Origin of the sequence: Luteitalea pratensis (genome assembly GCF_001618865.1) — a bacterium.
In the GTDB taxonomy this organism is placed as follows: Bacteria; Acidobacteriota; Vicinamibacteria; order Vicinamibacterales; family Vicinamibacteraceae; genus Luteitalea; species Luteitalea pratensis.
Window position 1 is genome coordinate 7,210,984 of record NZ_CP015136.1, and the last position, 23,456, is coordinate 7,234,439.

Below are 23,456 nucleotides of genomic sequence, written 5' to 3' on the forward strand. Positions count from 1 at the left end.
CAACGGCGAGCTCACAAGTGTCAGAGGCTCGACAGCCTTGGCAGCCGTCGGCCGAGTGCCTACTCGCCTCGCGACATCGTCAGTGCTTGCCCAACGCGAGGAGGTTGGCCATGAGGGCATACGCCCCATCGGTACCGGCCGGCAACTGCCGCCACAGGTTCAAGCCGACGTAAATCCAGCGCCCCTGCCCCACGGTCGCCTCCACCAGCGCGCCGCGCTTCGGACCGGGGTTGTTCGGGAACGGATCGGCCATCTCCAGGAGGTCGACGTAACGCTTGTCGGCCGCCTCGGTTCCGAAGAAGTACAGCCCGCGCTCCTGCACCCACCCCTTCCAGGCCGCGTCGCCGATCTTGTTCGGCGTATTGAACACCGGGTGCGTGGGCACCAGCACGTTCACCGGCGCGCTCTCGTCGGTAACTCGGTCGGCCGAGTAGCGCCCGAACGGCCCGGGGTTGGGCGACGGCCGGCCCACCGTCCCGGGGTAGGGCCCGTACTGCGCCTCGTTGAACTCGAACTTGTTGTACTGGACGACGACCGTGCCGCCCTTCGCCGCGTAGTCGATCAGCCGCTGGTTGTACGCACGCAGGTCGCCGCGCCGCTCGTAGGCGCGGACGCCGGTCATCACCACCGTGTACTTGGACAGGTCGGCGGATGCCAGCTGCTCCGGTGTGAGGAACTCCACCGTCGCGCCGAGTTGTGTCAGGGCCGGCGGCACCTGGTCGCCGACGCCGACGATGTAGCCGACGGTGACGCCGGTCACCGGCTGCAGGTCGAGCACCTTCAGCGTCCCGACGGCGTTGGTCACGAGGTGGCGGCGACGGATGTGCGGGTATTCGATCGCCTCGTAGCCCCGATCGAAGGACCGGCCCTCGCGGGTCGCGATGGCCTTCACGTCGTAACGCCCCGGCCTGGTGCCGCTCGGCGGCGTAATCGCGAAGTGCACCTGCCGCGCTTCGTCCTCGCGTGCAAAGGTGATCGTTTCGTTTGCCGGCGACGACGCCCATCCGGCCGGCAGTTGCAGCTTCACGTCCGCGGCGCCCGCCGACTTGCCGTGATTGATGACGGTGACGCTGATGTCACGCGCGACCCCACCACCCGGGAATGCCACGACCTCGGCGCCGAGGTTGACCGCCAGCGCGGGCACCACGAGCAGTTCCTGGCGCTTCTCGCCGCTGAACACATTGCCCTCGTGGCGGAACTGCACGGGATAGGTCACCAGCTGCTCGAGACCGCCGACCGTCAGCGTGACCTTCGCGGTGAACGGTGTCGGCTCGAACGGGAGACCGAACGGGGCCGCCGGATCGAAGTCGTAGAAGTCACGATCCGGCAGCCGCTTCCAGTAGGCCGTGGTCAGCTTCGCCGCCGGGGGAATGCCGAGCGTCGCCTCGCAGGCGTACGGCTTCAGGCCCTCGATGGGCGCGGCCGTGCAGGCAGCGGTCCCGTCCAAGCCGGTGAACTCCACGGCCTTCACCGCCACACCGTCGGGCGCACCCGAAAACGCACGCAGCGTCACCTTCGTCGTCTGCCCGCCCACGACCAGTCCGTCGTCGGCCAGCAGATCGACGCGTAGGCCCGACGCCAGCCGCAATGCCGCTTCGGCTTGCCGCTCTTTCTGTTCGAGACGGAAGTCCGCCTCCTCGCGCGCCGACGCCTCGGGCTGCATGTTCCCGAGCTGGGCGCGCAGCGCCCGCACTGTCGTGAGCACCTGGGGGAGCGCTGATCGCGCCCCGGCGACTCCCTTGGTCTCGAACGCGATCTGCGCGTTGCGCACCTGCCCCTCGAGCGCCTCGATGGCAAGGCCAAGAGCAGGCGACCCGCCCTTGCCGTATCGCGCCAGGCTGCGCAGCCCGGTATCGATGCCGGCAAACAGGTCCTTGTTCTGGTCCGCCTTCGGGATGGTCAGGATGGAGTCCTCGAGCACATACGCGCGCGACTGGGGACCCGGCAGCGAATAGAGCTGGGGCATCCCCTGGCACATGTGCATGCTGCGCGCCTCGCCCCCGAGTTCGTTGTAGGTGCGGCCGAGCAGCGGATCGAACTGGTTGCCGTCGACGCGGCAGATGTCGTCTGGTGTCACCGAGCTCACCGACGGACCGAAGCCGCCCGTGTAGTAGAACTTCGAGGCCTGCCACGGCTTCAGCCCGGCGGCAATCTGCTCGGGAAACTTGCTCGCGTCACCCGCCGCGCGAAATGCCTCGGCGGAGATGGCCGACGATGCCTGGTGATGCTGGCCGCCGCCCTGGGTGTGGTCCCACACGAAGCCGACGATGACGTCGGGCCGGATCTTTCGAATCCAGTAGACGTAGTCCTCGAGGATCTTGTCGCGGTGCCACCGCTCGTAGGTCTCGTCACGGCTGAAGGAGAAGCCGAAGTCCACCGCGCGCGCGAAGTACTGCTCGGCGCCGTCGACCCGGTGTGCCGCAAGCAGTTCTTCGGTGCGCAGGACGGCCAGCGACTCGAAGATCTCCGGGCCGATCTCGTTCTGGCCACCGTTGCCGCGGGTGGCGGTGACCAGCGTCGTCCGCATCCCCCGCTGAAACCGGTACAGCGCGAGCAACGCGTTGTTCTCGTCGTCGGGGTGCGCCGTCGTCATCATCAGGCTGCCGACCGTGCCGAGCTGCCGGAGGACGAGGCCGAGTGCCGCGATATCGGGATGTTCGCCAACAGGCTGGAAGCGGTACTGCGTATGCACTGGCACCGTCAGTGCCAGCAGCAGCGCCGCACAGGTGACGCGGACAAGAGAGCGAGGTGTCAGTCTAGGCATGTGTCTTGCGCGAAGCATACGACGGGGCTGGAGCGATCACCCGCCCCGTGGTGAGGAAGCCTGCAGGCTGCAGCCTACAGCCTGCAGGCTACGTGTCAGAAATAGAGCTTGAACCCGAGCTGGAACTGGCGCTGCTCGTAGCCAGCGGTCGGCTGCAGCTGATCGCTGCTGGTCGGCAGCGTGGTCGTGGGCTCACCCAATGCGTTGGTCGGGATGATCCGATTCACCGCGGACGTCTGCACCGTGTTGAACAGGTTCTTGAACTCCGCGGCAACCTCGAGCCGGCGCGCCGCGCCGAGCGGGATGAAACGCGAGAAACGCGCGTCGACGTTGTAGCGGGCCGGCAGGTAGAGCGAATTGCGGCCCACGAACAGCGGCCGGTCGGCAAGCACACCGTCGCCGTTCAGGTCCGTCGCGCTACGCAGGTTGAGGGGCAGGCCCGAGTTCAGCTGCAGCATCAGACCGAGCTGGTTGTGATTCACGATCGCGCCCGCGATGCCGTCGACGTCGAACGTCGGCTGCAGCACCACGCTGCCGGCGAAACTGTGGCGGGTGTCGAGCAGGTTCGGGCCGCGATCGTGTTCGAGGTTGGTCGGGTCGCCCACGCCGTCGTCGCCCTGTACGGAGAGCGCCGAGGTCAGCGGCGCGTTGTCCGTGCCCTTGCCGAGCGTGTAGTTGACGTCGAACTGGATGCCGCCGCTCAGGCGCTTGCCGAACTGCAGCATCAGGGCGTTGTACGTCGAGTCGCCCGCCGACTGCACGACGTTGATCTGGTTGAAGCGGGGATCGAGACGGGTGTCGGCGTTGATCGTCGAGCTGAAGACCGGGCGGCCGTCGGCCAACTGGCTCACGGGGTTGATCGGGTTGATGTTGACGATCACAGGCAGCAGGTCGCCCTGCACATACGTGTAGCCGACAGACCCGTAGAAATTCTGGCCGAAGGCGCGCTCGTACTGGACGTTGTTCTGCCAGGTGCGCGCGACCTGGAAGTCTGGGTCGACGGTGGTGATCGACTGTCGCGGCAGCGTGAAACCCGGAGGCAGGTCGGCCAGCGACGCCGGGAACGCCGGTGCGTTGGCGGCCGAGCCGGCCAGCGTCACGTTGATGCGTTCGGGGTTGCCGTTGGCCTGGATGGCGGTCTCGTAGGCTCCGAGCAGCATCTGGTCGTACATGATGCCCGAGCTGGCGCGAATGACCTGGCGCTTGTCGGCGCCGAACGTGTAGGCAAGGCCAAAGCGCGGGCCGACATTGTTGCCGTCGTCGGCATAGTCCTGCGAGTAGAGGAACGGCGCGTTGGGGTCGCCGTCAGGGTAGTCGTAGAAGTCGTAGCGCAGGCCGTAGATGAACTTCAGGTTCTGCGACACGCGCCAGTCGTCCTGCACGAAGAAGCTGTAGCCCGACGACTTCATCGTGAAGTCGGGGTTGCCGATCAGCTGCTGGTAGTTCGTGTAGCTGCGCGGATTGGTGCCGTTGTTGGCGGCCAGGTAGGCGTCGATGCTCGGGAACGTGTACAGCTGCAGGAGCGTGGAGGTCCGCTTGTCGTCGATCAACTGCATGTCGCCGCCGAACTTGTAGCTGTGGTTGCCGCGAACGTAGCTGAAGTTGTTCACCACCTGGAAGATGCCCTGCGTGAAGCCGAAGCCGGCATCGGCCGTGGTGGCAATCGGACCGCCGAAGTTGGCGATGCCGGGAATGTTGACCGCCGGACCCGTGCCCGAGAGATCGTTGCCGCCGCGACTCTGCACGCGGCGCGCGTACTGCACCCGGAATTCGTTCAGCATCTGGCTGCCGAACGACGACACGAGCTGCCCGGAAGTGCTTTCCATGGCGTCCAGGAAGTCGGTGGTGCGCTCGATCGTGTTGAGGCCGCCGGCGATGTTGTTCGGCGAGTCGTTGCGGAAGATGATCGTCCGGCCCGTGAGCCGGTGATTCTGCGCGAGCTGGTAATCGCCCTTGCCGATGAAGAACCGGGCGGTCTGTTCGCGCGGTACGACGCCGGGCTGCGCCGCGAGGCCAATCCTGGCGGCGTTCTCCGGCAACACCGTGATCACGCTCTGCGAGGAGAGGTCACGGTAGGTGCTCTCGAATCCCGTGAAGAAATGCAGCTTGTCCTTCAGGATCGGTCCGCCGAGCTCGGCCGTCAGCGTGTCGACCTTCGTGTCCGGACGGGTCTGGTCGGTGCGCGGCCCCTGGAAGAAGAACGGGAAGGCGCTGAAGTCCTTGCGGCGGAACCGGTACGCGCCCGCACCGCGAAACTGGTTGGTGCCCGACGGCGTGATCGCGTTGTAGACCAGGCCGGTCGTCTGGCCGAACTCGGGCGCATAGCCACTGGTGACGACCTTCACTTCCCGCACCATCACCTCGGACACCGGCAGCAGGCGAAGGCCCGCGCGATCCTTCTGCGTGTTGGTGTTGCCGTCGATCTGGTAGTTGATACGCAGCAGCGTGCCATTGGCGGCAAACCGCGGCACGCCGAACTCCGAGTTCTCGAACCCCGTCACACCGGGCTGCAGCAGCGCGAAGTTGTACGGGTTGCGCGAGACGAGGGGCAGGTTCTTCACCTCGTTCTCGTTCAGGTTGCGACCGGCGTCCACCTTGGCCGTGTCCACGACCGGCGCGTCGGCGGTGACCGAGATGACTTCGCTCAGGTCGCCGACCTCGAGCCGGACGTTGACATTGGCCGTCTGGCCCGCGCCGACCGTCACCCCCACCTGCTCGAACTTCTTGAACCCCTGGAGTTCAGCCGCGACCCGGTACGCGCCCAGCGGCAGCAACGTCGCCCGATACAGGCCACTCTCGTTGGTGACCACCGATCGCGTGGTGCCAGTCTCGGTGTTGAACACGGTGACCGTGACCCCCGGCAGCACAGCGCCGGAGTTGTCGACCACCGTGCCTTCGATGGCCCCGTTGGCGGCCGTGGACTGCGCGTGAGCCGACGCCGCACCAAGCAGCGCGGTGATTGCGACGAAGACCGCCGCCAGGCGGCGCCGGTAGCGTCGCCGCGAAGAAGTCGTCTGTGCCGACAGCATGAGTCCTGACTCCTGGATGATTGGGGTATGACGGCACTCCCGGCCGGGAGACGCCTCGGGCCGAGTATACGACCGCGTTGCGGCCTATTTCATAGAAACGACCGTCATAGCGGAGGCGTTGCGCAACCTCGAGTCGACACACCCGGATTCGCTATCGGCTCGTGACGACCAGGGCGTCGCTGACGGGGCGCGGTCCGGTCAGGTCCGAAGGGCGGTTCACCACCTCCCCACGAACGACCATCGTCGTCGATCCGCCGCCATCGAGGTTGAGGGCGTCGGTGGCACCGAGTCGTGCAAGCAACACCTGCATCTCGCTGAACGACATGCCGATGGCGCGGTCGGGCTGTCGGCCGTCGATCGTGATCAGCCACCACGAGCCCCGTCCATCGCGCGCAATGACGGTGCGCGGGTGAGCTGACGTCTCGAATCCTTTCGACAGTCGCTCGACCGCCCACTCCCGCAGGGGTCGGCCCTCCTGGAGCAGGAGGCCCGCGCCGCCGACGAGGGTGCCCGCGCGTGTCCATTCGCGCACGTGCCGGCCGCTGCGGACGTCGAGCGACTCGCGCACCTCGACCGATGGCGCCTGGTCGAATCCGGCAAGCGCGGGCGGAGCGACGTGCCCGCCATACGACAGCACGTAGCCGGTGAGTGGGATGGGCGCGTTGCCGTCGGTCGTTGTCCGCCTCGCCCGAAGCGGGGCGCCGTCGATCGTCCACTCCAGCCCCCCCGGCGTGTCGGTCGATGCGCCCGAGGCCGGCGTGTACAGCGCCAGGCGCCCGGCCCCGCGGATGGTGTCGACACCGTCGATTCGCACGGTGCGCCACTGCGTGCCGCTCCGGAACCGCAGCCGCACGCGAGCGCTGACCTGATCGAAATGCCCGTCCAGGCGGCCGGCCCGGTCGAACAACGCGACCGCGCCGCGTGCACGCCCGGTGTCACTCAGCAGCCGGCCATCGATCTTGAGCAAGCCGTTGGGATCGCCTGTGGGTGCGAAGAAGCCGGCGTTGACGGCCGCGATGGCCTGCGTGCGGCGAGCGATGTCCAGAACGGTCGCACGCGCCGGCATTTCGCTACCTGCCAACGCCGACGCCAGCCGGACCCGAGAAGGGTCCAGCCGAAGCAGTCGCAGGGACCGTGGCGCAACTGGCCGGGCCGGCTCGCCAGGCACCACGAAGGCACGATCGCCGTCCACGCGGAACAGTTCGACCCCATCGCCAACGCGCTCGGCCCGCCCCAGAAAGGACAGGTCGGCATCGACGGCCGCACGGGCCGGCGGCCAGGGAGTGACGAGAATCAGGCCGCACAGGAGGACAATGGGCAGGCGCACGGGGAAATCATAGTGGCCGAATCCGACATCGATCGCCTTATCGACGAATTGCACGGGCATCACGCGACGACGACCGACTTGACGACACAGCTCATGTCCGCGGCCGACGTCGAGGCCGCCGACGAGGAGAGCCGGCTCGGAGCCGACGACGTCGTCAACGCGACCACGGGCACGAATCGGCTCGAGGCGTGGCTGCGACAGGTCGTCCTGCGCGGCGGCTCGGACCTGCTGCTGGTGGTGAACGCCCCGCCGTCGGCACGCATCGACAAGCGCATCGTCCCGATGGCCGACGATACGTTGGCCGGACCCGACATCGAGCGTGCCGTGCTCGCCGCGGTGCCGCCCCATGCGCGTGAGATCTACCAGCGCGAGGGCATCGCCGATGCGTCGTTCAGCCTGGCGGGTGTCGGCCGCTTCCGCGTCAACCTGCACCGCGAGCGCGGCCGGCCGGCGGCGACGATCCGCGCGCTGCCACGCAATGTGCCGCGGCTGTCGACGCTCTCGCTGCCGCCGCAGGTGGAGCACCTGGCGCAACTCACGCGCGGCCTCGTGCTCGTCGGTGGTGGAACAGGATCGGGCAAGTCGACGACGCTGGCGGCACTGGTCGACGAATTGAATCGACGCGAGGCACGTCACATCATCACCATCGAGGACCCGATCGAGTACGAGCACGCCCACCGTCGCTCACTCGTCGAGCAGGTCGAGATCGGGGTCGACGCACCGGATTACCCGACGGCGCTGCGCGCTGCCCTGCGGCAGATGCCCGACGTGCTGATCGTCGGCGAGATGCGCGACGCGGAATCGATGCGGCTGGCACTCACCGCCGCCGAGACGGGCCATCTCGTCATCTCGACACTGCACACGACGGACGTCACGTCCACCGTCGCCCGCATGGCCGATTCGTTCCCCGTCGAGCGGCAGGCCACGATCCGCCAGGAGATCTCGCTGGCGCTCAGCGCGGTGTTGATCCAGGCCCTGCTGCCGCGCGTGTCTGGCGGACTCGTGCCCGCCGTCGAACTGCTGATGGTGCAATACGGCGCGCGGCAGCACATCCGCAAGAACCAACTCCATCACCTGCACCAGGAGATCACGTTGACGCGCCGCTTCGGATCGCTGACGTTCGAGGAATCGCTCGCGTCACTCGTGCGGGCCGGTCATCTCGACGCCGAAGTCGCACGCGAACGCGCCGCGCATCCCGAGGAGTTGAGCAGGCTGATGGAGCCCAGCTAGGCGCATGCCGTTCCTGACAGCCCGCTGGGAACATCTGGTGCTCCTCAACTACGTGTGCCCGGCCGCGCTCCTCGAGCCCCTCGTGCCGGCGGGCACCACCCTGGACACGTGGGAAGGCGAGGCGCTGGTCAGCCTCGTCGGCTTTCTTTTCTCGGACACGCGGCTGCTGGGCTTGCCGGTGCCGTTTCACCGCACGTTCGAGGAGGTGAACCTCCGGTTCTACGTCCGCGGGCCGGCGCCGGACTTCCGGCGTGCCGTCGTGTTCATCCGCGAGCTCGTGCCGCGATGGGCGATCGCGGCGGTCGCCAGGGGCATCTACAACGAACCGTACCTCTCGGTGCCGATGCGCCATCGTTGGTCGCTCACCAAGGACGGAGGCAAGATCTCCTACCGTTGGACGCATGCCGCGGCGGATTTCGAGATCGGCGCGCGCGTCAGCGGCGCACCGGCGCCGCTGCAGGAGGACTCGGAATCCGAGTTCATCACCGAACATTACTGGGGCTACACACGACAGCGGGATGGACGCACGCTGGAGTACCAGGTGGAGCATCCCCGCTGGCGCGTCTGGACCGCCAGCGAGTGCTGGTTCCGTGGGCCCGCCGCGTCGCTGTACGGCCCGGCATTCGGCGCGGTGCTGTCGGTCGAGCCGCGGTCGGCTTTCGTCGCCGTCGGATCGCCGGTCGTCGTCCACCACGGCCGCCGCCTCGTCACGTCCTGACAGGGCAGCCACCGCCGGACAAGTCCGGTGGCTACACATCGTCCGCAGGCCGAAGGCCGACTGACGAAGGCCGCGCGATGAAGGGCGGCCTGGACCGTTCTGCCTATGGCGTCATGCCCGCGTCCATCGCCGGGTTCCGATCGTGGAAGTCGAACGGTCGCAGGGCGAACTCGTGCCAGAGCACGGGCATCACTGGCCACTCCTCGGCGCGAACCATGTGGTGCATGCCGAAGGTGTACCAGAGCACCACGTCGGTTGAGGTAATCGATCGATTCCCCTTCGTGTAGGCGGGCAGCCCCTGGCCGGGCGTGCTGAGCGTCGGGTAGTCGCCGGCGGCGTAGCGCTCCGACGCGGCATAGGGCGTGACCCACAGGTGATGGTTGATGAACCCGGCCCGCTGCCGCGCCACGTCGTCGGGCGTGAGCAGGGTGTGGATCGAGTGCGCCGGCAGCAACTGATAACTCGTCGGATATCCGACGTGGTTCTCCTGCTGGCTCGTCACGCGCCACAGAGCCGGCGCGTGCATGTCCATCGCCAGCTGCGCAGCCTGCTCGGTGTCGATCCTCCTGGTCTCCGTGACCCAGATGCTGCGGCGCGGGTGATCGGGCGGCAGTGTCCTGGCAACGATCGCATCCTGGACGAACTGGTTGGTGGGTCCGTCGACGTCCATGTCGAGCCGGAAATTGAAGTAGTGATCGTGATTGATAGCCACGACGTGGTCCTCGACGAAGCGCCCGTATGCGTCGGCCCTTGAACTCGGCCCATTTGTGGACGCCACTCGCGCGTCCTTCGCGGTCGTCATCTTGGTCTCGACGATGCCGGTGGCGCCGAGGGCGACCTTGATCTGTCCGTCCGGGAGGAAGCGCCAGTCCACCACGTAGTCGTAGTTGCCGATCGTGGCAATCATGCGCACGACGAGCTCGCGCTGGGGGCGCCCTTCGTCGCTGTGCCGCCAGATCATGTCGCCACCAGTGCGCTCGAAGATGCACGCCACGCGCGGCTTGTCCTTCGGCCAGCCGGCGTCCTCCGGCACAACGCTGTCGATGTAGGTGGCGTACGCGGGGCAATCGACGCCGGGGCTGAGCGAGTCGGCCAACCCGCCCGCCGAGAACTCGCCGGCGTCGATGAAGGTCCGCACGTACCAGTCCTTCTGCGGTGACATGTACGGCACGAAGATCTCGGACAGGTGGCCTTCGTAGAGCACTGGCCGCTCCCGGTCGCCATCGCGCCACGTGGCGGTGGACACGATCATGCCGACCCGCGAATCAGGCCGTACGTGGAATCGCCAGCGATCCCACGACACCATGTGCCCCTTCAACGTGTAGCCGGGGCCGGCTGGCTGACGGACTTCGAGTGGGGTGGCGTGCTCGCGCAAGGCACCCACCGCGGCCCTGTCGAAATCGTTGCCGCCAGGTACGGCGGGCACCGGTTCGTCGTCGGTGAACTCCAGGATCTCCTTCGCGTGCATGTCCATCACCACGACGAGACCCTCGATCCGGCGCGCCCAGGTATTGCGATAACCGGACCGCTGCCGGCAGGAGAGCACACCGAGTCGCTTGCCGGCGTATTTCGGCTCCTCGAAGTTGCCGGGCGGCACCGCGATGCACGTCACGAACTGCGCGTTGGTGATGCCGCGTTTCTTCAGGGCCTCCGCAAAGCGAGGGTCCTTCATCGCCTTGTCGACGACGTCGGCGCCGAACTCGCTTTCGAGCCACATCGGCTGCACGCCCTTGCGCTCGGTCCACGACACGAGCCTCTTGCCGGTGATGTCCACCGTCGCCTCGAAGACGGCCGGGCCCTGCGAAATGACGACCTCCGCGGAGCGGGACATCGGCGCCCCAGGCTTCCACGCCCACACCGCCGCCTTGTCCGGAGCCTTGAGTGACAGGCGCGTGAACCGTGTCGCGTCGGTCAACTTGCCTGCCTGCTGGAAGATCTCGAGCACCGCGAAGTGCTCCTGGCGCGACAGCGGGTCGAGCGGGTGCAGCGCCGCTTGCGCCTGCGCTGCCGGTGAGACGACGACAGACACGGCAACGCAAAGACATGCGACACGCAAGGCGCGGAACATGGTCGACCCTCCTGGGGGACAGTGGAACGGGGTGGGCTGCGTACGGATTAGACGCGAGGCAGCCGTTACGAAGCAACTCTCTCGCATCAGAATGAGTGCGCTTCAGGTCTCAGGTCTCAGGCTTCAGGCCGCGGGCCAGGTCTCAGGGTTGGCGTGAGACCTGAGACTTGAGACCTGACCTGTGCTTCCGCAGCAGTTCGTACAGCACCACGCCGCCTGCCGTCGCGACGTTCAGCGAGCCCTTCACACCCTGCATCGGGATGCGGACGTGCACGTGGCAGCGGGTCGCCACCTCCGCGGCCAGGCCCTCGACCTCGTGGCCGAAGAACACGGCCACCGGCCAGCGCGGGGCCCAGTCGTACAGATCGACGCCTCCGGGTGTCGTCTCGATTGCCGCAAGCTGCCCGCCGGCGCGCTCGAACGCATCCATCCACGTCGGCAGGTCGTCCACACCCACCCACGGCACGCTGTCCTCGGCCCCGAGCGCCGTCTTGGCGATCTCCTTGCGCGGCGGGCGTGCAGTGATGCCCGACAGGACCACCTCGCGGACGCCCGCGCCATCGGCGGTCCGGAAGAAGGACCCGACGTTGTACAGGCTGCGCACCTGGTGGAGGACGACGGAGACGGGGAGGGTCACGGCGTCTAAAGGGTACCGGGTACCGGGCACCGGGTACCGGGTACCGGGTAAGGAATCGGGAATCGCTCGCGTTAGGCGTTAGGCGTTAGGCGTTAATGAGTACACTCGGCCTATGCGCCTCCTGAAGATCCTTGCCACTGGGATCGCCGTGGCGGTGGCGGGGCTGGGGCTGATGCGCGCCGAACAGCCTGCGCCGCAGCCGCAAGCGCCTCGGCGGCCGAACTTCCTGTTCCTCTTCGCCGACGACATGCGCGCCGACACGATTGCCGCGCACGGCAACCCGCACATTCGAACGCCTACACTCGACGACCTGGCCCGCCGCGGTTTCAGCTTCCGCAACGCGTACGTCTTCGGCGGCGACAGCGGCGCCGTGTGCGTCGCGAGCCGCGCGATGCTGATGAGCGGTCGCACGCACTTCCATGTGGAGACAACCACGCTGTCCAACGCGCCGCTCCTGCCAGAGCTGCTCGGTCGGGCCGGCTACGTGACGTTCGGCACCGGCAAGTGGCACAACGGCGAAGCCTCATGGCTGCGTGCGTTCCAGCGGGGGCGCACGGTGATGTTCGGCGGCATGTCGGACCACACGAAGGTGCCCGTGAAGGATCTCGGGCCCAACGGCCAGCTGACGGCGGCACGCGTCGAGACCACCTTCTCGAGCGAGCTGTTTGCCGATTCCGCCATCGCGTTCCTGCGCGAGCACAAGGGGCCGGCGCCGTTCTTCGCCTACGTCGCCTTCACCGCCCCGCACGACCCTCGCCAGCCCCCGCCAGCGTTCCGTGAGGCCTACTACGACAGCCTGCCGCCGCTGCCGGCGAACTTCCTGCCGCAGTTCCCGTTCGACAACGGCGCCATGCGTGGTGGCCGCGACGAGAACCTCGGCGCGTGGCCACGCACCGAGGCCTTGGTGCGCGGCCAACTGGCCGAGTACTACGGCATGGTGACGCACCTCGACGGCCAGATCCGCCGCATCCTCGATGCGCTCGAGGCGTCAGGGCACGGAGGCGACACCATCGTGGTGTTCGTTGCCGACAACGGCCTCGCCCTCGGCAGTCACGGACTGCTTGGCAAGCAGAGCGTCTACGAGCACAGCACGCGAGTCCCGATGATGATCACCGGGCCTGGTGTGCCGGCCGGCCGGAGCAGCCAGGCCTTCTCCTACGTGCACGATCTCTTCCCGACGATCACCGGACTGGCAGGTGTCGCGTCGCCAGCGGGCGTCGAGGGTTCGTCGCTGCAGCCCGTGTGGGAGGGTCGTGTCGAGCGCACGCGCGACTCGCTCTTTCTCGCGTACATGGCCACGCAGCGGGCAGTGCGCGACGAGCGCTGGAAGCTCATCGCCTACCCCAAGCTTGGGCACCTGCAGTTGTTCGACCTGCGCGGCGACCCGCATGAAATCACGAACCTGATCGAGCGGCCCGAGTACGCCGGTGAAGTGGCACGCCTGCAGGCACTGATGCGCACGTGGCAGTCGCGGCTGGGGGATGCGGCACCTGTTCCCGCCACGAACCGTCAGCCGCCAGGTATCGATCTGACCGGCACGGCCCGCGAGCCCGATCAATGGCAGCCGGACTGGATCGTCAAGAAATACTTCGGCGGGTAGTTGCACGCGCCGATCGTGGATCGGGCACCGGACACCGGGCACCGGGCCGCTGGGACAGGGGGTTACGCCTAACGTAGCCGTCGACCTTCAGGTCGACGGATCGGGAGTCGGAATCGGGAATCGGGAATCGGGAATCGCCGAGCGGGATGTCGGGGTGGTTGCTTTCGACATTCCGGCATTCGCGGCATTCCGGCATTGCGCGGCTCTTGGACGCCGGTGCTAGGCTGCCGGCATGGCCCAGCCTGACGGCGCACGCCGATTCCGGTTCCGACTCCCATCTGCCCTCCTGACCATCGCGTTCACGCTGCCGTCGGTCGTGCCAGAACCTGCACGCGCGCAGCGCGTGCCAGCGGGTCCGGCCGACACTGTCGTGCTCCTCGCGCCCGATCGGGTGTTTGTCGGCACCGAAGACACGGCACATGCCGGCTGGGTGGTGCTCGTGCGCGGCGATCGCATCGCCGCTGTGGGTCCGCGTGATGGGGTGACCGTGCCCGCGGATGCGCGTCGTGTCGAACTGCCCGGGGCGACGCTGATGCCCGGCATGATCGAGGGTCACACCCACCTGTTCTTGCACCCGTACGACCAGACCCCGTGGAACGACCAGGTGCTCAAGGAGTCGCTCAGCCTGCGCACGGCGCGAGCAGTCAACCACGCACGGGCAACGCTACGCGCCGGGTTCACGACGGCGCGTGACCTCGGCACCGAAGGCGCGGGCTTCGCCGATCACGGTCTGAGACAGGCGATCGAACAGGGGATCATCCCTGGACCCCGGCTCCTGATCGCATCGAAGGCCATCGTCGCGTCTGGTAGCTACGGGCCCGCGGGTTTTGCAAGCGAGTGGGAGGTACCGCAGGGAGCCGAAGAAGCAGACGGCGCCGACGGACTGACGAAGGCGGCACGCACCCAGATCGGGCATGGCGCCGACTGGCTCAAGGTCTACGCCGACTATCGCTGGGGCGTGAACGGCGAGGCGCGGCCGACCTTCACCGAAGCGGAACTCCGCACACTCGTCGAGGTGGCGGCAGCAAGTGGCCGGAAGGTCGCTGCCCATGCCGCGACCACCGAGGGGATGCGGCGCGCAGCGATGGCGGGCGTTGCGACGATCGAGCACGGCGACGCTGGCACGCCCGACGTCTGGCGGCTGATGGCCGACCGGCAGATCGGCTTCTGCCCTACGCTCGCCGCCGTCGAAGCGACGGCCCGATACGCGGGCTGGAAGCCCGGCCAGGCCCAGACGCCGCGCATGGTCCAGAAACGCGAGGGACTCCACGCGGCGATTGCCGCCGGCGTGCCGATCTGCGTGGGCGGAGACGCGGGCGTGTTCGCGCACGGCGAGAATGCCTGGGAGATCGAACTGCTCGTTGCGGCGGGGATGTCCCCGGCGGCCTCGCTGCGCTCGGCCACGAGCGGCAACGCGCGGATCCTCGGCCTCGATGACAAGCTGGGCGCGATTCGAGAGGGGTTGCTGGCCGACCTGGTGGCCGTGGAGGGCGACCCACTTCGCGAGATCGGCGCGGTGCGTCGAGTCCGGATGGTGATGCAGGCAGGCCGCGTCGTGGAGTAGCGCCTGGGCGGCACGCCGCGGGCGCGATGGGCGCTCGGTCGCGGGCAGCGCCCAGTCGATTTTCGGATTCGTCTGGTCCCACACGCCCACGCGGTGGCGCGCGCGTCGGGCCTGAGCCGCCCTCGGGGAGGGCGGCCCAATCCTGTTGAACGGTCCTGGCCGCCGACAAAATGGGGAGGCGTGGAGTGCAGGAGGCCGCGGGAGCGAGCGTCAACGATTCGTTGGCCGCAGCCTCACGCCGGCGTCAGGTGTCTGCCCACAATCGGGATCTACACTACGGCCCGACCGATGTCCCGCTCACGAGGTGAACTGTCCATGCACGCTCCGCGATTCCGCGTCCTGGCCGCCCTGGCCGTCCTTCTGGTGATGGTCATGCGTGTCGAGGCGCAGGCCACCTACGACGTGCTGCTCAGGGGTGGGCACGTCATCGACCCACGCAACGGCATCGACGCCGTCATGGACGTCGCCGTGGCGGGCGGGAAGATCGCCGCGGTACGGGCGGGCATCGACCCGGGCACGGCAAAGCAGGTCGTCGACGTCGGCGGCCTCTATGTCACGCCGGGGCTGATCGACCTCCATGTCCACGTTTTCGCCACGACCGGTGTCCGCGGCGCCTGGGCGGGGGACAGCAGCGTCCTGCCAGACGGCTTCAGCTTCCGGACCGGCGTCACGACGATGGTGGACGCCGGAAGCTCCGGGTGGCGCAACTTCGAGGACTTCCGGCGCACCGTGATCGACCGCGCCAGCACACGTGTCCTCGCCATGCTCAATATCGCCGGGTTCGGCATGCTGACCGACGTGCCGGAGCAGAACATCCACGACATGGACGCAAAGGCCACCGCGGACATGGCCGGTCGCCACCGCGACGTCGTGGTCGGCATCAAGTCGGCCCATTACCAGGGCCCCGAGTGGGTGTCCGTGGACCGCGCCGTGGAAGCGGGTCGCACCGCCGGCGTGCCGGTCATGGTCGACTTCGGCTACTTCCGCGAGGAGCGGCCGTACTACAAGCTCGTAGGCGAGCACCTGCGGCCCGGCGACATCAGCACGCACATGTTCCGCGGTCCAGTTCCTTACGTGGATGCCGATGGCAAGGTGCTCGACTACCTGACGCAGGCACGCGCGCGGGGCGTGCTGTTCGACGTCGGCCACGGTGGCGGCAGTTTCGTCTTCCGCACAATGGTGCCGGCTACGCGTGCCGGCTTCTATCCGGACACCATCTCGACGGACCTGCACACCGGCAGCATGAACGCCGGGATGACCGACATGCTGATGACGATGTCGAAGTTCCTCGTCGTGGGGATGCCGTTGCAGAAGGTGGTGCAGGCGTCGACCGACACGCCCGCCAGGGTGATCAAGCGCCTGGAGCTCGGCCACTTGTCGGTGGGAGCCGAAGCCGACATCGCGGTGCTGCGGGTGCTCGATGGGCGCTTCGGGTACGCCGACGGCGCCCGCGGGACGCTGGCAGGCGATCGACGGCTGGCCTGCGAGATGACGCTGCGGGCCGGTCGCGTCGTCTGGGACTGGAACGCGCGATCGGGAACGGACTATCGCGAACTGCCGCCGACCTACGGCGTGCGCGACGTCGACCGCATCATCGTGCCGCCGCGCCCGTAACGGGAGCGGTAGGGCCGGCTCTCCGAGCCCGGCCGATCCAGGCCTCAGCGTGCAGCGCGACCCTGCTGGAATTGGGCGAGGATCGCGCGTGTCTCGGCGATCCGTTGCACGATCCCGTCGCGCCCGCGCGAGAGCTGGTCGTTGACGGCGGTGCCGGGCGTGGCCAGCTCGGTCTCGATCTCGCGGAGGTAGCTCTCGGACAACTGGAGGTATCGCTGCGCCGTCGCCGGGTTCTCGAACCCCGTGCCGTTGGCACGTACGTAGACCGGGGTCGTGTGGGCGGCCTGGGTCGGGCCGCCACGCGCTCGCGCCGGAATCCAGAGCCCATGGGCGCCGACGCGCAGATCGTGCGTCAGGCGCAGCCGCTCGCTCGACTGCCCCGGCTCCTGCACCGACACCGTCTTCACGACCTCGCCGTGCACCACCAGCTCGAGGTCGCGCAACGGCACATCGGTGGCATGTCCCCTCGCCTCGACGACGACGTGCACTCGTAACCCTTCGACAACGCGATTCGGTACGTCCCCGGCGGTAGCCGCACCTCGAACGGGGCATCGACGTAGAACGCGCCATCCGGCTGGGTGGCGTAGCCGCCGGCCTGGTCGTCGTGTCCCCCCATGATGGCGAGGGCTTCCTTCGGCACGCCGAGCGCTTCTCCTGGAAGAGTCAGCGCGCCCAGCGGTGCCTTGCTGATCGGCCGCCCGTCGTCGTCAGTGATGCGGACGCGCACCGGCGTCGGCGTCGCCGAGCCACGCTCGACCACCGTGACGCGCAGCCGGCCGTCGGTGGCTGCCGACGCCGTGTAGAAATACAGCGCCGCCAGGACCACGCCCGCCGCCATCGGCAACAGCGCGCCGGCCCGACCGCGAACGCGTCGGCGACCAGACGGGACGGATGGAACGGAGGTATCGATCATTGCATGCGCTCCACGAACCACAGACCTGACAGTCCAAGCACTGCAGAGGACGCGTACCGCACGACCCGCGGGTGCCAGGACGATCTCGTGATGGCGATGACGAGTGGCATCGCGACGGCCACGACGGCGACTTGACCGATCTCCACGCCGACGTTGAACGCAAGCACGGCAGCGAACCACTGGCGTGCCGGCAGGTCGAGCACGTCGAGCATGCCCGCGAAGCCGAAGCCGTGAATGAGACCGAAGCCGAAGGCGGTCGGCCACCGCGACCGGTGCGGATCGCCGATCAGGTTCTCGAGCGCGACGTACGCAATCGTGACGGCAATGGCCGGCTCGACGAAGCCCGCCGGCGGATTCACGATTCGCACCGCCGCCAGGATCAGCGTGATGCTGTGCGCGACGGTGAACGCCGAGGCGATGCCGAGCCGCGATCGCCAGGTGCCACCGGCCAGGAGCAGGCACCCGAGGAACACCAGGTGGTCGTAGCCGGCGAGGATGTGTTCGATGCCGAGCAGCAGCATCGCTCGCGTCGACCCGCCGGAGCGACACCGTCCCGCCATGACGTGCGCGGCAGTGCCTGCAAGGCATGTCGCGGCGTGGTCACGTCGAACACGAGTGGCGTAACGATGCCGTTGCGTTGGATTCGCGTGATCACGCGGTGGGTGTCGTCGGTGAGGGCGTGGAAGGTCGCACGCACGGCGATCGCGCCGGACGAGTCGACCGACGAATACCCCAGGTCGACCTGGAGCAACCCGGACGGCAGCACGCGCGCACTCACGATGTGAGCGGCGACAGCAGCGCCGTCCTGCTCGATTACAAAATGTGCGAGGAGTGCAGCCGCCACGTCCGCGAGTCGCGACTCGTCAACAGCGCCAGTGGTCGCCATCGGCCCGTCTCCGGGCGCCATCCGACGCACGTCGTCCGGTGAAAGGAGGATCTCGCTACGCGCGCTCGGTCCGGTCAGCGTGATGCGCCAGAAGGCCACCGAGCCTGCATGCGCCGCCACGTGCGTCGCGGCGAGCAGCGCCAGCGCAGCCATGACACACGCACGCCGGATGGACGACGAGACAAGCGGCATCGGTCGACTTGGTGGCTGGGCCGCCCGCGAAGGCCGCCTGCCGGTGGCCAGGATGACGGCATGTTAGCTGACTACGGATCGCGGAATCGGGAGTCGGAAGTCGGGAGTGGGGAGTCGGGAGTGAAGAGTTGGCAATCGGGATTCGGGATTGGCGCCCGAGTGCTGCTTGCGTCTATCTCGCGCGCATGCCGAGCAACCGTACCGCGGCCTGCGCGATACCGCCGTCGTCTGCCATGAGATCGTCGATCCACGAGCGCTCGCCGGCCATGCCCGCCCAGGCGCGCTCGGTCGCGGCACGTGCTTCCAGGAGCCGGATCGGCAGCGTCGGATCGAGCTCGCGGTTTTCGGCGTCGGCAAGACGCAGCGTCGCGAGTTCGCGACGCAGCTGCTGGGGATCGACCATCGAGACCGGCGTACCGCAATGGCCGCACGCACTGGCGTCGGCCAGGCCGATCGGCGCGCCGCAATTGACGCAGTTGATCTGCTGGATGCGCGCCCGGACTTCGTCGATCTCGGCGAGCGTCAGTTCCCGCACGAGGTGCTTCTCGCGCAGGAAGTGATAGGCGGTGATGAAGCGGCCGTGACCGGAGGGACAACGCCGGTACGTGAACCTGGTGGCGCGCTGCTGGTCGTGCACTTCGAACAGCGTCTGCCGGCAGCGTGGGCACGGCGCTCGGCCCTGCACCGCCCGTGACGGCCGTAGCGTGACACGCTCGAGCAGCGCCAGGGTGGCGCCGGGCGTGAGTTGCTGACTTTCGACATCGTCGAACCACAGGCCGCCGCAGCCGTCGCACACGTCGATCTGTACGGTCCGTCCGTACCGAGCGGTGAGCCCCACCGCAGCCATCGCGTACCCGCAGCCGGGGCACAGCGCCGTCGCAGACATCGAAGCGGACGTCACATCCGGCCAATCGGCAGCAGGGCGCCCTTTCGGTAGGGGAACGCCATCACCGCGATCATCAGCGCGTCCGCGTCTGGCGCATAACCATCTCGGCACGGTGGTGTAGTTGTGGTCTAAAGCTTTCCCTGGTTGGCCTTTGCCACAAACGCCTCGAGTGTCGCGACCTGCACGTCATCCGCTCCCACGAGACGCTTTTGTAGCGCCCCGCTAACGTACCAGTCGCGGAGCGTCCAGCCAGGCCCGCCGAGCACGAGGTAGGCTTTGCCGTAGCTGCCCTCTTTGAGGGCGTCAGCGAGGCACATCGCTTCAAAAGGGACCTTCTGCTCCGCGGTACCGCTCGCCTCCTGCCACTTCATCGAGACCAGGAGCGCCCGGTCCTGCCCTTCCCTGCTGACAACGAGATCGACCTTGTGCTTGCGTCCGCCTGGACGGCAGCCGATGCAAGTCTGCTCGGTCCAGGTGTAACCGGCCCGCCTGAGCGCGGGAAGGATCATCTCCTCGAGCACGCGGCCGGTTGTGGTCTCTCGTCCCATTCGTCAGAGATTCCTTTTAGCAAGCACTTCACGCGCCGGGGAGCGGTCTCCTGTGCAGGAGATCCGACGCGGAGCATTCAGGTAGTCGAGCTGGTAGCCGAGCTCATGGTAGAGCTCAACTATGCGCGGCGTCGCCTGGTTCACTAGGACCACGGGCCCTCGGTGACGCGCCAGACGCGTGGCGGTTCGCACCTGGTCTTCCCAGGAGAAGCCGCCTTGTGAGTAGTGCGTGAAGTCGACGTCGTAGGGTGGATCTGCGTAAACGAAATCGCCCGAGCCGAACTCGATCTTCTCGAAGTCGCCAGTCGTGAAATCCCAAGCGGCAAAGGCTGCGCGGTACGGCGAGAAGTCGCGCGTGTAGTTGATGGTCTTATACGAGCCAAATGGCACGTTGAACTCGCCCGAACGGTTAAAGCGACAGAGGCCGTTGTAGCCGGTGCGGTTCAGAAAGTAGAAGAGGCCGGCAGCTTCTTCGCTCTCACCTCCCCCATTCCGGAGCAGTTCGTTGAAACGTTCTCGGTGCTGGTAGTAGAGGGCCTCGTTGTTTTCAAGGCGAGTTCCGATCTTCAGGCCCTTCTTCAGCCAGCGGTAGAACGAGATCACGTGCGGGTTGACGTCGTTCAGTAGGGCACTGCCTGGCTGGAGACCGAGCGTGACGGCTAGCCCGCCGCAAAAGGGCTCAACGAGCCTCCGGCGAGTATGCAGGGCCCAGAGAGGCTCGAGGTAGGGCACCTGCCAACGCTTACCGCCGGCCCATTTGAGCGGGGGTTGCGGAGCGGTCTGCGGTTCGAGAGTCTTGGCATCAGCTGGCATTAGACGCTTGAAATGCTCTGTTCTGAAGCAGGTCGGATGCACCTGCGCTGTTGCTGAACACGTGCCACCGTGGTATGACTAGTTCATAAATAGTAGTACCGAGGCAAGCGTATGAGAAGCACAAAGGTCCTCTCAATCTCCCTCCCGGAAGAGATGCTCTCTGAAGCAGAGAGTCTTGCCAAGGAGGAAAGCCGCACGATGAGCGAGCTCGTTCGCGAGGCGCTGCGCGCCTACAAGCGTGAGCGCGAGGGCTGGCGCGGGCTGCTCGATTACGGCAAGAGCAAGGGAACGGCTGTCGGCGTCAAGAGTGAGGACGATGCCGTTTCGGCTGTGCGTGAAGTTCGCCGCGGCAGGCGGCTCAAGACCACTGCCCGGTGATCATCCGCGTCGTCTTTGACACAAACGTTCTCGTTTCGGCGTTCGTTTTCGGCGGCGCTCCTCAAACGCTTTTTCTTGCCGCGGGCGGCGGCGCATTCCCCCTCTACTCCTCCCCCCTTTCTGAAGAGTGAACTCTTGGAGGTGCTCGAGGAGCGTTTTGCTTGGGAAGCTGGAAGGCTGCGCGAGCTCGACAGGCGCCTGACGGCGCTCTGGACCGAGGTCGAGCCCCAGATTGAGCTGGCTGATTGCTCAGACTCTGACGACAACCGCGTCCTTGAGTGCGCGGTTACCTGCGGCGCGACGCACATCGCAACAGGCGACAACGCTCTCTTGAAGCTGGATCCGTTCCGCGGCATTCGCACCCTTCGACCTGCTGTGCTTGTTGCCGAGGGGCCGTGGCTGGATTCGGGTAACTTCTGACGTTTTTTGAGCGGCATATCGGGAGTCGATGTGGCAAGCATCTGACGTGAGCCAAGCCCGTGCTCATGGAAAGTGGCTTTCGCATCAAGCATTGACTCGGTCGCGAGTGCAGGAGCACAGGGAGCAACCGGGGCGGGCAACCCAGATACAAGCTGCTGGCCCGTCTGGTACTACCGGCCCTACCGTGTGAGTAGGCGCCGGGCTTCGCGCACCAGCGATTCCGCCTCGTCCGGCGACGAGGCGGTGGCGGTCAGGTGACCCATCTTCCGGCCGGGGCGTGCCTCGACTTTGCCGTACAGGTGGAGTTTCACGCCTGGCATCGCCAGGGCGGCGGCCCAGTCGGGCTCACCGCCGGCCCACACGTCGCCCAGCAGGTTGGCCATGGCCGCGGCCGGCACGCGCGCTGCGGTGGTGCCGAGGGGCAACCCGCACACCGCGCGCAACTGCTGCTCGAACTGGCAGGTCACGTGCGCGTCGATGGTCAAATGGCCAGAGTTGTGAGGCCGGGGCGCCAGTTCGTTCACGACCACGTCGCCGGCGTGGGTGACAAACATCTCCACGCACAGCACGCCGACGAGGTCGAGCGCCTCACAGGCGGCGCGCGCCAGCGTGACGGCCTTGCGTGCGGTCTCGGCTGGCACGCGCGCCGGCCACACCGAGACGTCCAGGATGTGGTTGCGGTGGCTGTTCTCGATGGCGCCGTAGTCGACCATCGCGCCGTCGGCGCCCCGCGCCACGACCACCGACACCTCGCACGCAAAGTCGACGACCGCTTCGAGCACGGCCGGCTGCCACCCGATCGTCGCCCACGCGGCGGCGGCCGCATCGGCGTTGGTGACTCGCACCTGTCCCTTGCCGTCATAGCCGAAACTGGCGGTCTTCAGGATCGCGGGCACGCCGACCCGCGCCAGTCCACTATCCAGTGCGGCGGCATCCTGCACGATCGCGAATGGCGCGACGGGAATCCCGGCGCCCGCCAGGAATTGCTTCTCGCGCACGCGGTGCTGCGTCACGTACAACGCGTGCCCGGACGGACGCACGAGGGTGTCACTCCCGAGCGCGTCGACGGTACGGGACGGCACGTTCTCGAACTCGAATGTGACGGCTGACACCTGACGCGCGAAGGCGGCGACTGCCGCGAGATCGTCGTACGACGCCGTCACCTCGTGATCGGCCACCTGACCCGTCGGGGAATCCTGATCCGGCGAGAAGGTGTGCACGCGGTAGCCGAGCCGCCGCGCGGCGATCGTGAACATGCGCCCGAGCTGACCGCTGCCAAGCACACCGATGGTGGCGCCGGGAAGAATCGCCGGCGTCACTCGAGCGGCTCGCTGCGCACGGCCTGCTCCTGCCGCTCACGGAACGCGCGAAGCTGCTCGCGCAGTTCGGGGCGACGCACCGCGAGCATCGCCACCGCCATCAGCCCCGCGTTCCTGGCCCCAGCCGTGCCGATCGCCATCGTCGCCACCGGAACGCCACCCGGCATCTGCACGATCGACAGCAGTGAGTCGAGCCCATTGAGGGCGCGGCTCTGCACCGGAACACCGATTACGGGCAACAGCGTCTGCGACGCCACCATGCCCGGCAGGTGCGCAGCGCCACCGGCGCCGGCAATGATCACTTCGAGGCCGCGACCCTCTGCCTCGTTCGCGTACTCGCGCATCAGATCCGGCGTGCGGTGGGCGGAAACGACACGCGCTTCGAAGGCGACGCCGAACTGCTCGAGGACTTCAACAGCCTGCCGCATGGTCTCCCAGTCGGAACGGCTGCCCATGATGACGCCGACGAGCGGCTGCGTGTCTGGCATGGTCGTATGGGCAGTATATCGAGGGGCGACATCGCCTCATGCCTGATGCCGGATGCGTCAGG

The 23,456-nt window shown here is 67.4% G+C and carries 22 protein-coding genes; 9 read left to right on the forward strand and 13 right to left on the reverse strand.

Translation table 11 applies throughout. From position 1 onward, the window contains the following. Window positions 1-79 precede the first annotated feature (79 nt). The 3 genes from LuPra_RS30345 to LuPra_RS30355 all read right to left on the reverse strand — a co-directional run bounded on the left by LuPra_RS30345 (window position 80) and on the right by LuPra_RS30355 (window position 7,120). The gene (locus LuPra_RS30345) at window positions 80-2,764 is read right to left on the reverse strand and encodes a PIG-L family deacetylase (RefSeq protein WP_162472866.1); all 2,685 of its coding nucleotides are present in this window, start codon (window positions 2,762-2,764) and stop codon (window positions 80-82) included. A gap of 95 nt (window positions 2,765-2,859) precedes the next feature. Further along, entirely contained in the window at window positions 2,860-5,793 is a 2,934-nt protein-coding gene (locus LuPra_RS30350) for a TonB-dependent receptor (protein WP_110174243.1), read from the reverse strand. Between the two features lie 151 nt (window positions 5,794-5,944). Further along, window positions 5,945-7,120 (reverse strand): phosphodiester glycosidase family protein, encoded by a 1,176-nt coding sequence (locus tag LuPra_RS30355; RefSeq protein WP_157899870.1) that lies wholly within the window; start codon window positions 7,118-7,120, stop codon window positions 5,945-5,947. Between the two features lie 12 nt (window positions 7,121-7,132). Between LuPra_RS30355 and LuPra_RS30360 the strand changes: the two genes are divergently transcribed. Together LuPra_RS30360 and LuPra_RS30365 are read left to right on the forward strand one after the other, a co-directional pair. Further along, window positions 7,133-8,350: a type IV pilus twitching motility protein PilT gene (locus LuPra_RS30360; RefSeq protein WP_157899871.1), complete on the forward strand. Its 1,218-nt coding sequence runs from the start codon at window positions 7,133-7,135 to the stop codon at window positions 8,348-8,350. 4 nt (window positions 8,351-8,354) lie between these two features. Next, window positions 8,355-9,068, forward strand: a complete 714-nt coding sequence (locus LuPra_RS30365; protein WP_110174245.1) for a YqjF family protein — start codon at window positions 8,355-8,357, stop codon at window positions 9,066-9,068. A 103-nt stretch (window positions 9,069-9,171) separates the two neighbouring features. Here LuPra_RS30365 and LuPra_RS30370 read toward each other — a convergent pair whose 3' ends face one another. Further along, on the reverse strand, window positions 9,172-11,136 hold the full coding sequence (locus LuPra_RS30370) for a copper amine oxidase (protein WP_162472867.1): 1,965 nt from the start codon (window positions 11,134-11,136) through the stop codon (window positions 9,172-9,174). A gap of 142 nt (window positions 11,137-11,278) precedes the next feature. Next, on the reverse strand, window positions 11,279-11,773 hold the full coding sequence (locus LuPra_RS30375) for a TrmH family RNA methyltransferase (RefSeq protein WP_234800625.1): 495 nt from the start codon (window positions 11,771-11,773) through the stop codon (window positions 11,279-11,281). A gap of 112 nt (window positions 11,774-11,885) precedes the next feature. Here LuPra_RS30375 and LuPra_RS30380 point away from each other — a divergent pair, with 112 nt between their 5' ends. The 3 genes from LuPra_RS30380 to LuPra_RS30390 all read left to right on the forward strand — a co-directional run bounded on the left by LuPra_RS30380 (window position 11,886) and on the right by LuPra_RS30390 (window position 16,551). Next, window positions 11,886-13,373: a sulfatase family protein gene (locus LuPra_RS30380; protein WP_110174248.1), complete on the forward strand. Its 1,488-nt coding sequence runs from the start codon at window positions 11,886-11,888 to the stop codon at window positions 13,371-13,373. 232 nt (window positions 13,374-13,605) lie between these two features. Beyond that, window positions 13,606-14,937 (forward strand): metal-dependent hydrolase family protein, encoded by a 1,332-nt coding sequence (locus LuPra_RS30385; protein ID WP_110174249.1) that lies wholly within the window; start codon window positions 13,606-13,608, stop codon window positions 14,935-14,937. Between the two features lie 315 nt (window positions 14,938-15,252). After that, complete coding sequence (locus LuPra_RS30390) at window positions 15,253-16,551, forward strand: amidohydrolase/deacetylase family metallohydrolase (protein ID WP_234800626.1); 1,299 nt, start codon at window positions 15,253-15,255, stop codon at window positions 16,549-16,551. 44 nt (window positions 16,552-16,595) lie between these two features. Here LuPra_RS30390 and LuPra_RS30395 read toward each other — a convergent pair whose 3' ends face one another. The 3 genes from LuPra_RS30395 to LuPra_RS30405 are packed head-to-tail and all read right to left on the reverse strand — an operon-like array spanning window position 16,596 to window position 18,024. Next, complete coding sequence (locus LuPra_RS30395; protein WP_157899872.1) at window positions 16,596-16,994, reverse strand: hypothetical protein; 399 nt, start codon at window positions 16,992-16,994, stop codon at window positions 16,596-16,598. Beyond that, window positions 16,955-17,464, reverse strand: a complete 510-nt coding sequence (locus LuPra_RS30400; RefSeq protein WP_110174251.1) for a hypothetical protein — start codon at window positions 17,462-17,464, stop codon at window positions 16,955-16,957. Before LuPra_RS30400 ends, LuPra_RS30395 begins: the two co-directional genes overlap by 40 nt. Further along, window positions 17,461-18,024 carry a HupE/UreJ family protein gene (locus LuPra_RS30405; protein ID WP_110174252.1) on the reverse strand — a complete coding sequence of 188 codons (564 nt, stop codon included), beginning with the start codon at window positions 18,022-18,024 and terminating at the stop codon, window positions 17,461-17,463. Before LuPra_RS30405 ends, LuPra_RS30400 begins: the two co-directional genes overlap by 4 nt. A 66-nt stretch (window positions 18,025-18,090) precedes the next feature. On the opposite strand from LuPra_RS30405, the gene LuPra_RS30410 reads away from it, so the two are divergent. Then, on the forward strand, window positions 18,091-18,249 hold the full coding sequence (locus tag LuPra_RS30410) for a hypothetical protein (protein ID WP_157899873.1): 159 nt from the start codon (window positions 18,091-18,093) through the stop codon (window positions 18,247-18,249). 465 nt (window positions 18,250-18,714) lie between these two features. On the opposite strand, the gene LuPra_RS30415 is transcribed toward LuPra_RS30410, so the two are convergent. From LuPra_RS30415 to LuPra_RS30425, 3 genes are all read right to left on the reverse strand, one after another. Continuing rightward, window positions 18,715-19,428: a TFIIB-type zinc ribbon-containing protein gene (locus LuPra_RS30415; RefSeq protein WP_110174254.1), complete on the reverse strand. Its 714-nt coding sequence runs from the start codon at window positions 19,426-19,428 to the stop codon at window positions 18,715-18,717. A 128-nt stretch (window positions 19,429-19,556) separates the two neighbouring features. Beyond that, complete coding sequence (locus LuPra_RS30420) at window positions 19,557-19,976, reverse strand: PD-(D/E)XK nuclease superfamily protein (RefSeq protein ID WP_335340771.1); 420 nt, start codon at window positions 19,974-19,976, stop codon at window positions 19,557-19,559. 3 nt (window positions 19,977-19,979) lie between these two features. Next, complete coding sequence (locus LuPra_RS30425; RefSeq protein ID WP_110174255.1) at window positions 19,980-20,789, reverse strand: DNA adenine methylase; 810 nt, start codon at window positions 20,787-20,789, stop codon at window positions 19,980-19,982. Window positions 20,790-20,900: 111 nt separating this feature from the next. Here LuPra_RS30425 and LuPra_RS30430 point away from each other — a divergent pair, with 111 nt between their 5' ends. Genes LuPra_RS30430 through LuPra_RS30435 form a run of 3 tightly spaced genes read left to right on the forward strand, consistent with a single transcriptional unit; the run spans window position 20,901 to window position 21,587 of the window. Further along, window positions 20,901-21,167, forward strand: coding sequence for a ribbon-helix-helix protein, CopG family (locus LuPra_RS30430; RefSeq protein ID WP_110174256.1), 267 nt, complete (start codon window positions 20,901-20,903; stop codon window positions 21,165-21,167). Beyond that, the gene (locus tag LuPra_RS33555) at window positions 21,164-21,298 is read left to right on the forward strand and encodes a PIN domain-containing protein (protein WP_234800628.1); all 135 of its coding nucleotides are present in this window, start codon (window positions 21,164-21,166) and stop codon (window positions 21,296-21,298) included. The genes LuPra_RS30430 and LuPra_RS33555 overlap by 4 nt, the downstream gene beginning before the upstream one ends. 10 nt (window positions 21,299-21,308) lie before the next feature. After that, a complete protein-coding gene (locus LuPra_RS30435; RefSeq protein ID WP_234800986.1) occupies window positions 21,309-21,587 on the forward strand; it encodes a putative toxin-antitoxin system toxin component, PIN family in 279 nt (92 codons plus the stop codon). A 179-nt stretch (window positions 21,588-21,766) separates the two neighbouring features. Here the strand turns inward: LuPra_RS30435 and LuPra_RS30440 are convergent, their stop codons facing one another. Beyond that, on the reverse strand, window positions 21,767-22,906 hold the full coding sequence (locus LuPra_RS30440; protein ID WP_110174258.1) for a 5-(carboxyamino)imidazole ribonucleotide synthase: 1,140 nt from the start codon (window positions 22,904-22,906) through the stop codon (window positions 21,767-21,769). Further along, complete coding sequence (gene purE, locus LuPra_RS30445; protein ID WP_110174259.1) at window positions 22,903-23,394, reverse strand: 5-(carboxyamino)imidazole ribonucleotide mutase; 492 nt, start codon at window positions 23,392-23,394, stop codon at window positions 22,903-22,905. Before purE ends, LuPra_RS30440 begins: the two co-directional genes overlap by 4 nt. Between the last annotated feature and the right edge of the window lie 62 nt (window positions 23,395-23,456).

Excerpts from the sequence above, each read along its gene's own strand:
- LuPra_RS30345 (WP_162472866.1), bottom strand. The coding sequence starts at position 2,764 with ATGCCTAGACTGACACCTCGCTCTCTTGTCCGCGTCACCTGTGCGGCG.
- LuPra_RS30350 (WP_110174243.1), bottom strand. The coding sequence starts at position 5,793 with ATGCTGTCGGCACAGACGACTTCTTCGCGGCGACGCTACCGGCGCCGC.
- LuPra_RS30365 (WP_110174245.1), top strand. The coding sequence starts at position 8,355 with ATGCCGTTCCTGACAGCCCGCTGGGAACATCTGGTGCTCCTCAACTAC.
- LuPra_RS30370 (WP_162472867.1), bottom strand. The coding sequence starts at position 11,136 with ATGTTCCGCGCCTTGCGTGTCGCATGTCTTTGCGTTGCCGTGTCTGTC.
- LuPra_RS30380 (WP_110174248.1), top strand. The coding sequence starts at position 11,886 with ATGCGCCTCCTGAAGATCCTTGCCACTGGGATCGCCGTGGCGGTGGCG.
- LuPra_RS30385 (WP_110174249.1), top strand. The coding sequence starts at position 13,606 with ATGGCCCAGCCTGACGGCGCACGCCGATTCCGGTTCCGACTCCCATCT.
- LuPra_RS30390 (WP_234800626.1), top strand. The coding sequence starts at position 15,253 with ATGCACGCTCCGCGATTCCGCGTCCTGGCCGCCCTGGCCGTCCTTCTG.
- LuPra_RS30400 (WP_110174251.1), bottom strand. The coding sequence starts at position 17,464 with ATGATCGATACCTCCGTTCCATCCGTCCCGTCTGGTCGCCGACGCGTT.
- LuPra_RS30405 (WP_110174252.1), bottom strand. The coding sequence starts at position 18,024 with ATGGCGGGACGGTGTCGCTCCGGCGGGTCGACGCGAGCGATGCTGCTG.
- LuPra_RS30410 (WP_157899873.1), top strand. The coding sequence starts at position 18,091 with ATGCCGTTGCGTTGGATTCGCGTGATCACGCGGTGGGTGTCGTCGGTG.
- LuPra_RS30415 (WP_110174254.1), bottom strand. The coding sequence starts at position 19,428 with ATGTCTGCGACGGCGCTGTGCCCCGGCTGCGGGTACGCGATGGCTGCG.
- LuPra_RS30420 (WP_335340771.1), bottom strand. The coding sequence starts at position 19,976 with ATGGGACGAGAGACCACAACCGGCCGCGTGCTCGAGGAGATGATCCTT.
- LuPra_RS30425 (WP_110174255.1), bottom strand. The coding sequence starts at position 20,789 with ATGCCAGCTGATGCCAAGACTCTCGAACCGCAGACCGCTCCGCAACCC.
- LuPra_RS30430 (WP_110174256.1), top strand. The coding sequence starts at position 20,901 with ATGAGAAGCACAAAGGTCCTCTCAATCTCCCTCCCGGAAGAGATGCTC.
- purE (WP_110174259.1), bottom strand. The coding sequence starts at position 23,394 with ATGCCAGACACGCAGCCGCTCGTCGGCGTCATCATGGGCAGCCGTTCC.